This is a genomic window from Flavobacterium cupreum (genome assembly GCF_003996965.1).
GTDB classification, from domain to species: Bacteria; Bacteroidota; Bacteroidia; order Flavobacteriales; family Flavobacteriaceae; genus Flavobacterium; species Flavobacterium cupreum.
On record NZ_QWDM01000002.1, the window covers coordinates 233,281 to 249,346 of the forward strand.

12 protein-coding genes are annotated in these 16,066 nt (G+C 35.2%); all 12 read left to right on the top strand.

The window, feature by feature from the left end:
• Positions 1-17 precede the first annotated feature (17 nt).
• The 12 genes from D0817_RS03635 to pyrG all read left to right on the top strand — a co-directional run bounded on the left by D0817_RS03635 (position 18) and on the right by pyrG (position 16,061).
• Entirely contained in the window at positions 18-2,123 is a 2,106-nt protein-coding gene (locus D0817_RS03635; protein WP_127337043.1) for a LysM peptidoglycan-binding domain-containing protein, read from the top strand.
• On the top strand, positions 2,123-2,524 hold the full coding sequence (locus D0817_RS03640) for an OsmC family protein (RefSeq protein ID WP_127337044.1): 402 nt from the start codon (positions 2,123-2,125) through the stop codon (positions 2,522-2,524). Before D0817_RS03635 ends, D0817_RS03640 begins: the two co-directional genes overlap by 1 nt.
• Positions 2,525-2,932: 408 nt before the next feature.
• On the top strand, positions 2,933-4,861 hold the full coding sequence (gene nagB, locus D0817_RS03645) for a glucosamine-6-phosphate deaminase (RefSeq protein WP_127337045.1): 1,929 nt from the start codon (positions 2,933-2,935) through the stop codon (positions 4,859-4,861).
• Between the two features lie 215 nt (positions 4,862-5,076).
• Positions 5,077-5,307, top strand: a complete 231-nt coding sequence (locus D0817_RS03650; protein ID WP_127337046.1) for a DUF3820 family protein — start codon at positions 5,077-5,079, stop codon at positions 5,305-5,307.
• A 160-nt stretch (positions 5,308-5,467) separates the two neighbouring features.
• Positions 5,468-6,283: a DUF6625 family protein gene (locus tag D0817_RS03655; protein ID WP_238160812.1), complete on the top strand. Its 816-nt coding sequence runs from the start codon at positions 5,468-5,470 to the stop codon at positions 6,281-6,283.
• A gap of 7 nt (positions 6,284-6,290) precedes the next feature.
• A complete protein-coding gene (locus D0817_RS03660; RefSeq protein WP_127337047.1) occupies positions 6,291-7,871 on the top strand; it encodes a DUF6734 family protein in 1,581 nt (526 codons plus the stop codon).
• A 78-nt stretch (positions 7,872-7,949) separates the two neighbouring features.
• Positions 7,950-9,332, top strand: coding sequence for a Tle-like phospholipase domain-containing protein (locus D0817_RS03665; protein WP_127337048.1), 1,383 nt, complete (start codon positions 7,950-7,952; stop codon positions 9,330-9,332).
• Between the two features lie 8 nt (positions 9,333-9,340).
• Positions 9,341-9,940 (top strand): hypothetical protein, encoded by a 600-nt coding sequence (locus D0817_RS03670; protein WP_127337049.1) that lies wholly within the window; start codon positions 9,341-9,343, stop codon positions 9,938-9,940.
• Entirely contained in the window at positions 9,937-10,632 is a 696-nt protein-coding gene (locus tag D0817_RS03675) for a tetratricopeptide repeat protein (RefSeq protein ID WP_127337050.1), read from the top strand. The genes D0817_RS03670 and D0817_RS03675 overlap by 4 nt, the downstream gene beginning before the upstream one ends.
• Positions 10,633-10,656: 24 nt before the next feature.
• Positions 10,657-12,843, top strand: coding sequence for a peptidase domain-containing ABC transporter (locus D0817_RS03680; RefSeq protein WP_127337051.1), 2,187 nt, complete (start codon positions 10,657-10,659; stop codon positions 12,841-12,843).
• Entirely contained in the window at positions 12,836-14,158 is a 1,323-nt protein-coding gene (locus D0817_RS03685; RefSeq protein WP_127337052.1) for a beta-barrel domain-containing protein, read from the top strand. The genes D0817_RS03680 and D0817_RS03685 overlap by 8 nt, the downstream gene beginning before the upstream one ends.
• Positions 14,159-14,444: 286 nt before the next feature.
• Entirely contained in the window at positions 14,445-16,061 is a 1,617-nt protein-coding gene (gene pyrG / locus D0817_RS03690; protein ID WP_127337053.1) for a CTP synthase, read from the top strand.
• Positions 16,062-16,066 lie beyond the last annotated feature (5 nt).

Below are 16,066 nucleotides of genomic sequence, written 5' to 3' on the forward strand. Positions count from 1 at the left end.
TGTTTTTAAGTCCTATTATGAAATATTATTTTACATTATTCTCTCTTGTTTTTTTAGTTACCTGTTCTGCTTTTTCTCAGGAAAAAGTGGTGAAATATAAGGTTTCAAGTGGAGAAACGATCAATGAGATCGCTCAGAAATTTAAGGTAACGCCTTACGATATTTACAAATTAAATCCTGACGCACGTGCAGGAATTGCACCCAATACCGTTTTATTGGTTCCGACTAAAGCTGGCAAACCCGATTCAGGTAAAACAGAATCAGCAGCCGTAAAAGGAAATGCGCCGGGAAAAACAACTACACATGAAGTGCAGCCAAAGGAAACACTTTTTGGAATAGAGAAAAAATATGGCATTTCTGACGAAGCATTAAAAGTGGCAAATCCATTTTTGGTAACCAATGGCTTGCAAATTGGCCAGACGCTTACTATTCCTTCAAAAGGAGCTGCCATAAAAGCGGGTGCATCGACAACGGGTAAAACGGCCAAAAGCGGTCCGGAAAAGTACGTTTATCACGATGTTTTACCAAAAGAAACCAAATATTCAATTGCAAAAGAATATAAAACGACTGTTGAAGATTTAGAAAAACGCAATCCTGAAATTGTTTCCGGTTTGCCGGTAGGATATCGTGTAACCATTAAAGGAACGGCTCCAAAAACAGATACAAATGCAGCTGTAGCTTCAAATACATCGAAACCTGCAGAGACTAAAAAGGCAGATGAGGCTGTAAAAAAAGGCACTACTTATATGGACTATCAGGTAAAACCAAAGGAAACTTTGTACAGTTTATCCAGAACGTTTCAGTTAACACAGGCCGAATTAACAGAATTGAATCCATCACTTGCGGAAGGTGTAAAAGAAGGAATGGTTTTGAAAGTTCCATCTGGATTCCTGGCACCTGCACCGATTATTGCACAGCAGCAGCCACAACAGGTTGAAAAAACCGTTGAAAAACCAATCGACAATTCATCTTCAGGAGGGATTAAAATTCTTGAAAAAGTAAAATCAGAAACCGTTTCTGCAGATCCTGAAGTAGTGGAGCTGACGAAAGTAAGAGGACAAAACGAGCGCAAAAAACTCGCTTTATTGCTGCCTTTTAACCTGGCAAAAATGCAGTCGGATACCATGAGTTCTGCCAATAGAATCAAAAATGATAAGTTTCTGAATATGACGCTTGATTTTTATGCAGGGGCCATGATGGCGATTGACTCCGCGAAAGTTTTAAAATTACCCATCGATGTTAGTATTTTTGATTCTCAGGAAACAAAAAGCACTTCAAATGTTTCGACTTTAATTTCTCAGAATAAATTACAGGGAGCAAATGCGGTTATAGGGCCATTTTATCAAGGTAATGCAGAAAGCACGGCCAATTCATTACGTTTATACAATATACCTGTGATCTCGCCCTTGTCAAAAGATACCGCAAACCCGATCGATAATTTATACCAGTCCATTCCAACAAATGATGTGGTCAGAAGTGCAGTTTTTGATTATATGCGATCTAAAAACGGAAACATCGTTGCTGTTGTAGACAAGAAAAAAGAATCAGTAATCAGTTATATCAAACAAAACCAAAAAGGAGTTGTTTTTGCTGGCTTATCGGAAACGGGCGGTCTGGATGTTGCCAGTTTAAAAAGCCTTTTACTGCCAAACAGAATGAATTATGTCGTGATGGAAACCGGTAATACCGCCATGGTGAAAACAACCATAAAAGCTTTGCTGGATGCACAAAAAACCTGTCAGGTGCAGTTGGTGATTTTAGAACCGAACAGTACGCTGGATACAGATGAAATTAGTTTTGAAAGCCTTGTGAAACTGAAATTAATGTACCCGTCAGTAACCCGCGAAAGCAACGATCCGGCAGTTTTGATCTTTGAAAAAGAATACAGACTTAAAAATAAAGTAAACCCAAATACATATGCGACACGCGGTTTTGATGTTACTTTTGATACGATGATGCGTCTGGTGCAGGGTAAAACTTATCAGGAAACAACAGATTTACTGACAACAGAACAGGTTGACAATAAATTTCAATATTACAAAAAAGAAGATGGCGGACATGCCAATAAAGGAGTGTACATCTTATATTACGATTCAGACTTAACTTTAAAAGTAGCCAATTAATGACATCAAAAGTAACCTATTTAGGGGATTTAAGAACCAAATCAGTTCATGTGCAGTCAGGAAGTGAAATCATTTCTGATGCACCATTAGACAATAACGGAAAAGGAGAAGCATTTTCTCCAACAGATACAGTGGCCAATGCTTTAGCAAGCTGTATGATGACTATTATGGGGATAAAAGCCCGTGATATGGAAATCAGCCTGAACGACTCAACTGCTGAAGTAACGAAAATAATGAATGCCGAACCAAGACGAATTGGTGCCATTGAAATTGTTTTCGAAATGAAAGGTACTGAAGATGAAAAAAGCAGAACCATTCTGGAACGTGCTGCTATGACCTGTCCGGTGTTTTTGAGTCTTAATACAGATATCGAAAAGAAAATTACTTTTAACTGGAAGTAATCATCTGAAATTAATATGAAAAGCCGTCACTATTTTGACGGCTTTTTTGTTTTAAAAAAAATTAACAAAATATTCATACCTAATTTTGGTCAGTAAAAATATAATGTATTATCTTTGTTTTGCAAAAAAAATGCAGTTTAATGCAAAAATAATGCAATTTTTTTGAAACCGAAATGAGATTCGGTTTTCAATATTTATTTTGGATTTTTTTTATAAGAGGATAAAAAAGGTTTTCCAAATTCTGCTTCAAATCAATAATTTTAAATTTTACTGAATTGCTTTTATAAAGATTTTATCTTTGTATAATTCTGATTGCTAATTTTTTAGCGGTGTATTGATGTGAGATTTTGCCAGTGAAAAATAAAATTTAATTTGAAAACCACAATTAGAAAAATAAAAAACTATATCATGTTAAAAAGTAAAATAGACAAAGCGACAGGTTTTGAGAAACGATTTGAAAACATCAATACGGTTGTTTTTGAAAATTCAGGAGATGCTTCAAAAGCAGTAGCTCAGGAAATTGCAGCTTTAATCCAATCCAAACAAAAAAGTGGTGAACCTTGTATTTTGGGCCTTGCCACAGGATCTTCTCCAAAGGGATTGTACGCGGAACTGGTGCGTTTACATAAAGAAGAAGGATTGAGTTTCAAAAACGTCATCAGTTTCAATCTGGATGAATATTATCCGATGCAACCGAATTCCATCAACAGTTATGTTCGTTTTATGAAAGAATTGTTGTTTGACCACGTCGATATTTTACCTGAAAACGCCCATGTTCCGGACGGACTTCTAACCAAAGAACAAATTGCCGATTATTGCCATGATTATGAGGCTAAAATTGAAGCTTTGGGCGGAATCGATTTGCAGATTCTCGGAATTGGAGGAAACGGACATATTGGTTTTAACGAATCCGGTTCATTACAAAACTCTAAAACACGTCTGGTCGCTTTAGATCACATTACAAGAGTTGCCGCAAGTAAAGATTTCTTCGGATTAAGCAATACACCAAGAACAGCAATCACACTTGGGGTAAAGAAAATCATGGAAGCCAAAAGAGTCATCTTACTCGCCTGGGGAGAAGGAAAAGCAAATGTGGTAAAAAGATCAGTAGAAGATGAAGTGACGAACAGGGTACCCGCTTCCTTTTTGCAGGAACATGACAATGCCGTTTTTGTATTGGATAAGGAAGCCTCTTCGAAACTTACCAGAATTAACAAACCGTGGCTGGTAGAAAAAGTAATCTGGACCGATAAGTTAACCCGTAAAGCCGTTCTAGGACTGGCACTTCAGCTTAAAAAACCAATATTAATGCTCACCGATGCCGATTATATTGAACACGGAATGAGCGATTTACTGGCTGATTCAGGTCCGGCATATGACATCAACATCAAAATATTCAATAAATTGCAAAATACCATCACAGGCTGGCCAGGCGGAAAACCGAATGCCGATGATTCCAATCGTCCGGAAAGAGCGGAACCGGCCAGAAAACGTGTACTGATTTTCAGTCCGCATCCTGATGATGATATCATTAGTATGGGAGGAACTTTCATGCGTCTGCAGGAGCAGGGACATGAAGTGCATGTGGCCTACCAAACCTCCGGAAATATTGCTGTTGCCGATGATGAGGCTTTACGTTTTGCAAGATTCGTGATTGACTACAATGAGAAATTCGGCATCAAAAGTGCCGAAGCCGATACGATCTACCAAAAGGCACAAACTTTTCTGGAGAATAAAAAGAACAGCGAAATAGACATTCCGGAAGTACGTTACATCAAAGGACTGATCAGAAAAGGCGAGGCGAGAGCCACAAGTCATTTTGTAGGTTTAACAGACGATCAGATTCATTTTATGGAACTGCCGTTTTACGAAACCGGAACCATCGAGAAAAAGCCAATCGGCCCGGAAGATATTCAGCTGACCATTGATTTAATTGAAAAAATCAAACCGCACCAAATCTACGCGGCCGGCGATTTAGCCGATCCGCACGGAACACATAAAGTTTGTCTGGATGCCATTTTTGAAGCCGTAAAAGCCTTAAAACCAAAATCATTTATGGACGACTGCTGGTTGTGGCTGTACCGTGGTGCATGGCAGGAATGGGGCATTGACGAAGTCGAAATGGCAGTACCTATGAGTCCTGATCAGGTGCTGGCAAAACGTCACGGAATCTTCAAACACCAGTCACAAAAAGATGGTGTTGTTTTTCAGGGCACCGACGCCAGGGAATTCTGGCAAAGAGCCGAAGACCGAAATGCAGAAACAGCGGCCCTATATCAGGAATTAGGTTTAGCGACCTATGCGGCGATGGAAGCTTTCGTGAGATGGCATTATTAGGTGTTAGTTTATAGTCTCAGTGTACAGTCTCAGTGTACAGTCTCAGTCACAGTCGCAGTGATCAGTTGGCTCTCCCTGTAAACTGAGACTGCGACTGAAAACTATTTTTAAAACTGGCAAAAAATAAAAAATAATAATAGCTTTGTACCAACAAGAAGCAAGAAAGGGAATCCATCTATATTCTCTTCTCTTGCTTCTTTTTTCTTTTAAAAAAAATGGAACAAGACAGTAAACTTCTCATAAAATTAGCCCATACCAAAATGCCTTTCGGGAAATACGAAGGCCGTTTCTTAATCGATCTACCCGAATATTATGTCGTTTGGTATCAGAACAAAGGATTTCCAAAAGGAGAACTGGGCCAGCAATTACAACTTATCTACGAGCTAAAACTAAACGGTTTGGAAGAATTAATTAGGAATATTAAGAAAAGATATCCGAAGCCTTAAATGAAATAGTAGGAAAAATCTTTTTTATTGATTTTTTTTCTTATTTTTGAAATTGAAAATTATTACCATTTTCAAAAACAAGTTGATACCACAAAGACAGTTTTAAATTTTAAGGCTGTAATAGAGAATCACTGTTTTTAAAATTGTAATAATTTTTTTTATGCCAAAAATTACTTCCATAGCAAGTCTTACCTGCTGGTACCGAGCCTATCCGTGGTACTTTCCCTATTTTTTACATTCCTGTTCTTTTAATCCAAGTATTGATTTTTATATCATAACAGACAATGTAGAAGAAATTAAAAATAAGCCGCAAAATGTTAAGATTGTTTTCAAAACCCTTCACGAAATAAAAATTTTAGCTTCTGAAAAACTTGGATTTACCGTAAACATTGACTACCCCTATAAATTATGCGATTTTAAGCCGGCTTATGGCTTTTTGTTTCATTTTTGGGGCTTTAGTGATCTTGATATCGTTTTTGGATCAATCCGAACTTTCATGACCGAAAGAATCTTAAAACAGTATGATGTCATCAGCAGCCATTATCATTATATAACAGGTTCGTTTTGCTTATTTAGGAATAAGGAATATGTTAATCGCTTGTTTATGAAAAGCAAAGATTATAAAATGGTTTTAAGTGATCCAACCCATTTTTGCTTTGACGAATGTAATTTTCTTTTTAAAGAATTAGAGAAAGGAACTTCGATATTAGAAATACACAACCCCATAGAAAGCATGACTTATGTTGTAAAGAAGGAAGAAAAAGAATCTCATTTAAAAGCCTTTTTCGATTTTGTAATTATAGAAGGCCTGCCGGGAAATATTGAATGGGAAAGAGGGATCTTAATTTATAAACAGTTGTTTGAAGTTATGTTTTATCATTTGAACCAGTTTAAAACTTCCTGTTCCAGGCAAAGGACCTTAAAATCAATACCACTTAAATACAGTTTTACAAGAACTAAAATAATTGACAAATAGTTAAAAAATGAGAATCATTCAAAGTGCCTGGGCATGTAATAAGCCGGATTTATTAAGGAATAACTCGGGATGGCTATCTCCGGAGTATAACTTAATGTCTTGGACTTTAAGTTGTTTGCAGTTAAAGCAATATTATCCTGAACTTGTTTTGTATTGTGATAGCGCTTACAGAAAATTGCTTATAGATACTTTAGAATTGCCTTATAGTGATGTAGTTTGTAATTTAGATATACTAAACAAATACCACCCCCAACTTTGGGCATTGCCTAAAATTCACTCTTATTCAAAACAGGAAAAACCCTTTTTGCATGTCGATGGCGATGTATTTATTTGGAAAAAGTTTGAAGATAGCTTATTGAGTTCGGAACTAGTAACCCAAAACAAAGAGGCAGCAACCGATTACTATGAGAAAATAATGATTTCTTTAGAATCTGCATTAAATTATTTTCCTGATGAAATTCAAAAGGAGAGAAAATCCAGCAAACCGATTTTAGCTTACAATGCCGGAATATTTGGGGGTAGTGATATTTCATTTTTTAAAGAATATACCTCAAAAGCATTTGAATTTGTAAATAAAAACATCCTCAATCTCTCCAAAATTAATGTTTCCGGTTTTAATATTTTTTTTGAGCAATATCTTTTCTATTGTCTTGCCAGGAAATATAACAAAAAAGTGAATGTACTTCTTTCGGAGACAATTGGGGATAATCAATACAAAGGATTTGGTGACTTCGCCAGAGTCCCTTATGAAAAGCAATATTTGCATTTATTGGGCAATTATAAAAAGAATGAATTTGTTTGTAAACAAATGGCTGCCAGGCTGCGACAAGATTATCCTGAATATTACTACAGAATAATTGATTTGTTTAAAAAGAATAAAGTGATACTTTATCATGATTATTACAATTTGGAAAGCACAACCAAAGACTTTTTAGTTCAGAGATATATAAGATTAAATCATAATGCTGTAGCAGTTGAAAAACAGGAAGCAGTTAAGGCACTAAGTTTTGATTTTAAACGAGATTTAAGAAAGGAAATTGGAAATATTATATTGAATAAAGAGCAATTTATAGATTTTGAAATATTTAACTCCAGGATTAATTCCATTATAAAAATAGACTTTTTATTTATTTCTAAAGACTATTTGTATGCCCGAGACTGTTTTGCAAATTTTTATTTTCAGTACCTGTTTGAGGATAAAAGTGATATCTACAATAAAAAGATAGTACGAGGAGACGATTACAGAATTATTAAAAGTGATTTTAACTGGAGTTCCTTCATTGAAAAACAAAAGGATAACAAGCTACATGAATCTGTTAAACTTGAAAAATCAGGTGCAGGGATTAGTACACTAATAATTCCGGAATGTGACCAGAACAAATTTTCGCTGACTTATATTGATGAGCTTGATTTGGTTATTTTGGAAATTTTAAAGACTGAAAAAACAATTCGAGAATTATTTGATGCACTGGAAGAATATTTCGATACAGATGAATTGTTTAAGATCCCTGCTGAATTTGAGAATCTGATTTTTGGAAGGATAAAATTAGGTATTCATGTAAAGTCTATAAAAGCAATTATTGATTAAATATTATTTTAACAGTAAAAATACTACAATTATGGAAATATTCATATATTTGAAAAATCTAACTAAAAACTTATAAAAATGAAAAGTCTTAAAAAAATAAAGTTTTCTGACATTATCGGGATGTTGGAAATAGATGAAATGAGAGAGATAATTGGTGGCTGTGGCAGTGGTACAGGTTCTGATGCAAATTATGGTTTTGGCGGCGGTGGCGGTGCCCCGGCACTTAGTGGAGGCGGAACTGGATTTGGAACAAGTTTTTCGGGATCTAATTACGGAGGATTTGGCGGATCTAATGCTGTTGGAGGCGGTATGTATGGTAGCGGTTCTATCACAGGGGCCGGAGGAAGCAGTTTTCCCGGTTCTCCTTATTATAATGGTAGTGCTGGTTCTGGTACAAATAATTTAAACTCGTCAACTCTGAGTAATGGATATGGAGGTGGTTGGTACACTAGTTATAATTATGGAAAAACAACAAAAGATTCAGTAACTATTGATCGTTTTTTTCAATTTTTAGATTCACAGAAAGGGGTAGTGACCAATAATCAGGTTTTTAATTTTTTGAATAATGAATTAACAACAACAGGACAAAGACAAAATACACAACAATATAATATTATTCAATTGCCGGGGACAGTATTAAACAATGTTACAGTGCAAAATAATTATAAGGGACCAAGCAAAGTACCGAAAGGGATGGTAATAAATAATATGTCACTCTTTGTTGATAATTCGGGCAATGGGATAAGTGGCGGGGCAGCCAGTACCGTAGCAACCAGCACTGGAACAAATAATGCGTCATGGTACATTATGCCATTACATGGCAGTTTATATAAACCGACAGTGTTAGAAGCGGCTGTAATGTCTAAAGCAGTTTATGGAGATAAAGTTAGCGCTCATGATTTAGGACACTGGACTATTTCTAAGCCAGTTGCAGGTGTTCTGTACAATGACCCAAAATCAGGATTTAAATCACAATTATATGAAAAAGTTGGTTTGAATGGAAAAATGGAATATTGTTATGTAACGGCTGGAACTGAGCCGGGAGATATTGGAGACTACGCGGCCGATGCGTTACAAACAGCCGGAATTTCGTTGCAGTATCAGCAGTCTGTGAATAACGCAAAAATATTAAAAGCTCAGTTTGGGGATGCATTATCCTTTGCAGGACATTCATTGGGAGGAGGCATGGCTGAAGCTAATGCCAGAATTACAGGAGAAAGTGCTACAACTTTTAATGCTGCGGGACTAAGTTATGCTACTGCTATAATTTTAGGAACTGGTTTTGTTTCAGATACCCATTCCTATATTATGAAGAATGACCCTTTAAATATTGCACAAATGGTTACTCCTGGCCTTACAACGGCAGGAGGGCAAAAGCATTTTGTTAGTCAAAATGGAACAAGCTCTGGCGGTCATAGTATAGATGCAATGATTGCAGCTTTAAGAATAGTTCCAAATTAAAAAATAACATGAAAAAAATAAAAATTATTGTATTCTATGTTACATTTTTAATGCTTTTAAATTCGTGTAAAAAATGCATTGAGACACAATTAACGTATTCTGAGAAAGAATGGTTTTCAGTTTATAATAAAGGTGAAACCATTATTTTTAAAAGTAATTTGGGGAATATTGATACGCTAGTCGTAATAGAAAAAATAGAAACCCATAATAATAAAGATTGCAATTACTATGGTATAGGATCTACACAACCTAATATAATGTCTATGACTATTAAATCTAATAGTTGTCATAATAAACCGTATTGCAGCGGAGAGGTATTTATTAGCAAAGACAAAAGTGATGTAAATTATTTACCAAGTTTTAGTCTTTTTGGTCTAAATCAAAAGGGAGATCTTCAAAATGATATTTTGAAATTAAAAAAAATGAAGTTAACAACAACAAATACATGGTATAATTTGGTTTATCATTTTGAAGATGGTGTAAATACGAGTAACGGAGGGAATTATTACTTGAAATCCTTTGACTGGGATAAAAAAGAAGGATTGATTAGATATGATACAAGTGAAGGAGAAGTGTTCGAATTACTACAAAAGATAAAAAAAAAATGAAAATTAAGTTTCTGTTTTTATTTCTTACTCAAATCTGTATTTCACAAACTCCTGAAGTAAAACAATTATTGATGGATGGAGAGAAAGCATTTTTAGAGAATAACTTTTTGCTGGCAAAAGAAATTTATACGAAAGCAGTACATCTTGATGCGGAAAATAAAAATTGCTGGTATGATCTCGGAGTTACGGAATTGAAACTGGGTGAGAATGAGAATGCGTGTGAGCATTTTTATCAGGCTGTTTTGTTATATCATGAAGCTGCGTTTGAAATGATGGAGAAAAACTGTCCCGATTTTAGAAATGGAACGGTAATGTTTTTAAAGGATGTTGAAGAAAAACCAAAATTTTTCTATAAAGATATAGAGTATGAACTCATTGTTGAAAATGATGTCAACCCATTATATAAAGAAATTTTAATTAAAGAATTGGAAAGCTCTAAAATCATTGTTCAGAAAGTTAAAGAGAGAACACCCATGCGTGTAGTTTTTCGAATTAATAAAAACAATGAAATCGAAGTAAAAGTCATTGAGGCGCATTCAGAAATAAAAATAAATCACCCTGTTCTACAATATGAAATTGCTTTTGTTTTTTCGAATATGGTGCGCTACGTTGCAGCTAAAAATAAGGGCAAAGAAGTGGATTTATGGGATAAATGGATTCTGCCTCTCGATTTTCAAATTGTTAAAGAATAATCTGGTATTATATAAAAAAAGCAAATGTTCAATTTTCCACACGAGTTTCAGCTCGACGCAAAAGACTGCGGTCCTACTTGTGTAAAAATAATTGCCAAATACTACGGCAGGTTTTACAGTCTGCCTTTTCTGAGAGATTTATGCGGCATTACACGCGAAGGTGTCAGTTTTTTAGATCTTAGCGATGCTTGCGAGGCCATTAGTTTGCGGACTAAAAGCATTAAGATTGATTTCGATACATTGCAAACTATCCCTCTGCCGTGTATTGTGCATTGGCAGGAAGGTCATTTTATAGTTGTATATAAAATAACCAATAAGCAGGTATTGGTTTCAGATCCGGCAAAAGGATTAATAAAATATACGCTGGAAGATTTCCAAAAAGGCTGGTTAAAGGAATCTAAAACAGGAGCTGTTTTAGCCATAGAACCCATGGCCGATTTTAAACAGCGGTCCATAAACGATAAGTTAGAACGACGCAAAACATTTGAAAATTTCTTAGGCTATTTCACTCCCTATAAAAAGAGTTTTGTAAACCTTTTTGTGGTTATGCTTATAGTAACAATTTTGCAGGCTTTCCTGCCTTTTATTTCCAAAGCCGTTATTGATGTTGGGATTCAGACCAATGATTTGAATTTTATCGATTTGGTTCTGATAGCCAATATAACCATTATTGTCAGTATATTATTGAGCAATATGATCCGGGACTGGATTTTACTGCATCTCACCTCGAGAATTAATATTTCTTTGATTTCAGACTATCTGATTAAATTGATGAAATTGCCCATTACTTTTTTTGAAAATAAGTTAATTGGAGATATTTTACAGCGGGCACAGGATCACGAGCGTATTCGGGACTTTATCATGAATAATTCGCTCAATTTTTTATTCTCTATTTTAACCTTCTTTATTTTTGGAATCATCCTGTTTATTTACAGCCCTGTTTTGTGTTTCATTTATGTGCTGGGAAGTATACTGTTTATCGCCTGGGTTTTGTTTTTTCTTCAGTTCAGGAAAAAGCTGGACTGGGAATATTTTGATATTCATACCAAAAACCAAAGCTATTGGGTGGAAACCATTGGCAGTATCCAGGACATCAAAATCAATAACTACGAAAAGCAAAAAAGATGGAAATGGGAAGCTTTGCAGGTTCAGCTGTTTAAAATTGATCAAAAAATATTGCGTATTACAAATGCTCAAAACCTGGGAGCTCAGTTTATCAATCAATTGACCAATTTAGTCATTACGTTTTATTGTGCCAAGGCCGTGATAAAAGGAGACATTACTTTCGGTGTAATGATTTCAACCCAGTTTATAATCGGGATGCTAAATGGTCCCATTATGCAATTTATTTCTTTTGTACAGTCGGCGCAATATGCTAAAATCAGTTTTTTAAGACTCAATGAAATCCATGAATTAGAAGAAGAGGAAGAAAATGAAATTAATAATAATATCAAACTGCCTGAGGATAAAAGTTTGTTTTTGCGGAATGTCAGTTTTCAGTACAGCAGAAACAGTGATTATATTTTAAGCAATATTTCACTAATGATTCCGGAGGGAAAAGTAACGGCAATTGTAGGGGACAGTGGCAGCGGTAAAACAACTTTACTGAAACTTATTTTACGTTTGTATAAGCCTAGCTATGGAGAACTTTCTATGGGAAATCTAAATATTCAGAACATCCATTTAAAACAGTGGAGAGAAAGTTGTGGAGCGGTGATGCAGGACGGTAAAATTTTTAGCGATACAATTCAGAATAATATTGTTTTAGATGACGAAAATATAGATTATGAAAGATTGAAAAAAGCAGTAACAGCAGCTAATATAGCAACAGAAATTGAAGCGATGCCAAAAGGATATCAGACCATGATGGGAGAGAACGGAAGAGGCTTAAGCGGCGGACAGAAACAGCGTGTTCTTATAGCAAGAGCCTTATACAAAAATCCGGATTATTTGTTTTTTGATGAAGCTACTAATGCGCTGGATGTTATCAATGAGCAAAAAATTGTCATGGCGCTGGAAGAAATTTTTAAAAATAAAACGGTCATTGTCGTCGCGCACCGATTAAGTACAATCCGAAAAGCAGATCAGATTGTAGTGCTTAAGAATGGATTTATCAGCGAAATAGGAAACCATGATACGCTGATGGCAAGAGAAGGCGGACATTATTATCAATTGGTAAAAACACAAATGGGAGATATAGTAAATGGCTAAAGGATTTCATAAAACACTCAATGAAAACAGGACGGAGGAAGTCGCGTCCATAATTGAAAGGATGCCAACCAAATTCGGAACGGTGATTAGCGCCACCGTTACAGGTTTGGTATTGCTGCTATTACTTTTTGGCTGGCTCATAAAATATCCGGAAGTGCTAATGGGTCAAATTGTGATTAATACACGGCAGTCACCTGTAAAATTAGTTGCCATGGCATCCGGAAATATTATGTTACTGCAACAGAACTCTGGTGCTAATGTAAAGGAAGGACAATATCTCGCGTATATAAAAAATGAAGCAAATTTAAAAGATGTTAAAGTACTGGATACTTTGCTCCGTACCATAAACATTCATAAAGTTAATTTTCATAAACACCGTCATTTATTTCCTGAAAATTTTTCCTTAGGAGATATAAATAACAAATATTATAATTTTTTAAATGCCTTGTACCAATATCTGGATTATACCAATCAGCAGCCTTATGAGGTTCAAAAACAGATTAATCAAAAATTACTCGAATTACAGACCCGGAAATTTGAGCAGTTACAAAAAGATTTAGAAAACCAAAAGATCAAGTACAGCGTTTCAAAGAGTCTTTTTTACAAAGACTCAATACTGTACAGCAAGAATGTCACTTCCAAGGCAGATATTGAACGTTCAGTTATAGCAAAAGCAAACAGTGAACTGGATTTTAAATCAATTGATAAGGAAATTAATAATACAAATTACCAAATCAATGAAACTCATAATAAGGCACAGGTCATCGCAATTGAAAAAAACGCTAAGGAACGAGAATTGATTATTGGGATGTTCAACAGTTATTATGATTTAATTGATGCCGTAAAAAAATGGGAACGTACTTATGTTTTCCTGTCACCAATAAAAGGCAAGGTAGATTTTTTGAATTTTCTGAAAGACAACGATTATATTCAGTCCGGTCAGGAATTATTCAAAGTAGTGCCGGAAAAAAATCAAATGGTTGGACAGGTAAATTTACCTGAAAATGGTTCAGGGAAAGTCAAAAAAGGACAAAACGTAATCATTAAGCTCAATAATTATCCCTACAATGAATATGGTTCCGTAAAAGGAAAAGTCACAAGAATATCGCTTGCTACAAATCAGCAGACGCTTTCCGATAATCAAAAAAAAGTAAACTCCTATCTGATAGATGTGGATTTGCCATATGGTTTAAAAACGAATTATGGTGTAGCACTAGATTTTCATGCCGAGGCCAAAGGATCTGCTGAAATAGTTACCGAAGACAGAAGGCTAATCGAACGCTTCTTTGATAATCTGCGGTATAAATTGAAATAAAATTTATTAGAAAACAGTAAAAACGATACACTGACCACTTAAAATAAGAAATGAAAACAATTATTTCTTTCCTCAAATTAAGAATTGTACGATGAAATTTTAGAAACAAATAAACAGATTAATTAAAAATTAGGCCGTTTAAAATCTAAAATTACGGATTACGGAAACAAGTAATCGATCTGTTTATAAATTTGCAAATTATCTCATTCTGTAATTGATAAATTGTCCAATTAAATTTGTACTTTTGCCAAGTTTTTTACACAACTACAATACAAACAACAACAGAATGAATCAGACAAAATATATTTTTGTTACAGGCGGTGTGACTTCTTCTTTAGGAAAAGGAATTATCGCAGCATCTTTAGCAAAATTGTTACAAGGAAGAGGGTATCGTACAACTATTCAAAAATTTGATCCGTATATAAATGTAGATCCGGGTACGTTAAATCCATATGAGCATGGAGAATGTTATGTAACTGATGATGGTGCTGAAACTGATTTAGATTTAGGTCATTACGAGCGTTTTCTTAACGTTCCTACTTCTCAGGCCAATAACGTTACTACGGGAAGGGTTTATCTTTCAGTTATTGAAAAAGAAAGAAGAGGGGAATTTTTAGGAAAAACAGTTCAGGTTGTTCCTCATATTACAAATGAAATCAAAGACAGAATGCAATTGTTGGGGAAATCCGGCGATTATGATATTGTGATTACTGAAATTGGCGGAACTGTTGGTGATATTGAATCTTTACCTTACATAGAGTCTGTTCGTCAGCTGGTTTGGGAATTGGGAGAAAACAACGGAATCGTTATTCATTTAACATTAGTGCCATTTTTGGCTGCTGCGGGTGAGCTAAAAACAAAACCGACACAGCACTCTGTAAAAACATTGATGGAAAGCGGTATCAAAGCTGATATCCTGGTGTGCAGAACAGAGCATGAACTTTCAGATGAACTGCGTAACAAACTAGCCTTATTCTGTAATGTAAAAAGAGAAGCAGTAATTCAGTCTATTGATGCTTCAACAATATATGAAGTCCCTAATTTAATGCTGGAAGAAGGATTAGATGTAGTGGCTTTGAAAAAATTAGATCTGCCTAAAAAAGCAGCACCGGATTTAAAAAACTGGAATACTTTTTTACGCCGTTTAAAAAATCCGAAACATACCGTAAATATTGGTTTGATCGGAAAGTATGTTGAAATGCAGGATTGTTATAAATCCATATTGGAAGCATTTATTCATGCCGGCGCTTCAAATGAAACGAAAGTAAATGTAATTTCGATACATTCGGAACACATTAACATCGATAATGTAGCCGAAAAATTAGGAACTCTTGACGGAGTTTTGGTTGCTCCTGGTTTCGGAGAAAGAGGCATTGAAGGAAAAATTGAAGCAGTTCGTTTTGCCCGTGAAAATAATATTCCGTTTTTCGGAATTTGTTTAGGAATGCAAATGTCTGTTATTGAATATTCCAGAAATATTTTAGGGTACGCCGAAGCAAATTCAACAGAGATGAATGAGAAAACAAAACATCCTGTAGTGAATTTGATGGAGGAACAAAAAACAATCACAGACAAAGGCGGAACAATGCGTTTGGGAGCCTGGAAATGTGATATTAAACCAAATACGCTGGCACATAAAATTTACGGTCAAAAGACCATTTCAGAGCGTCACCGTCACCGTTATGAGTATAATAATAAGTATGCGGACGAATTGCAAAAAGCAGGTCTGATTGCTTCCGGAGTAAATCCTGATACTGGTTTAGTTGAAATCATAGAGCTTGAAAATCATCCGTTTTTCATTGGTGTACAATATCACCCGGAATACAAAAGTACAGTTGCCAATCCACATCCAATTTTCGTAAACTTTGTGGCTGCAGCGGTAAATGCACATAAAAAACAATAATTAAT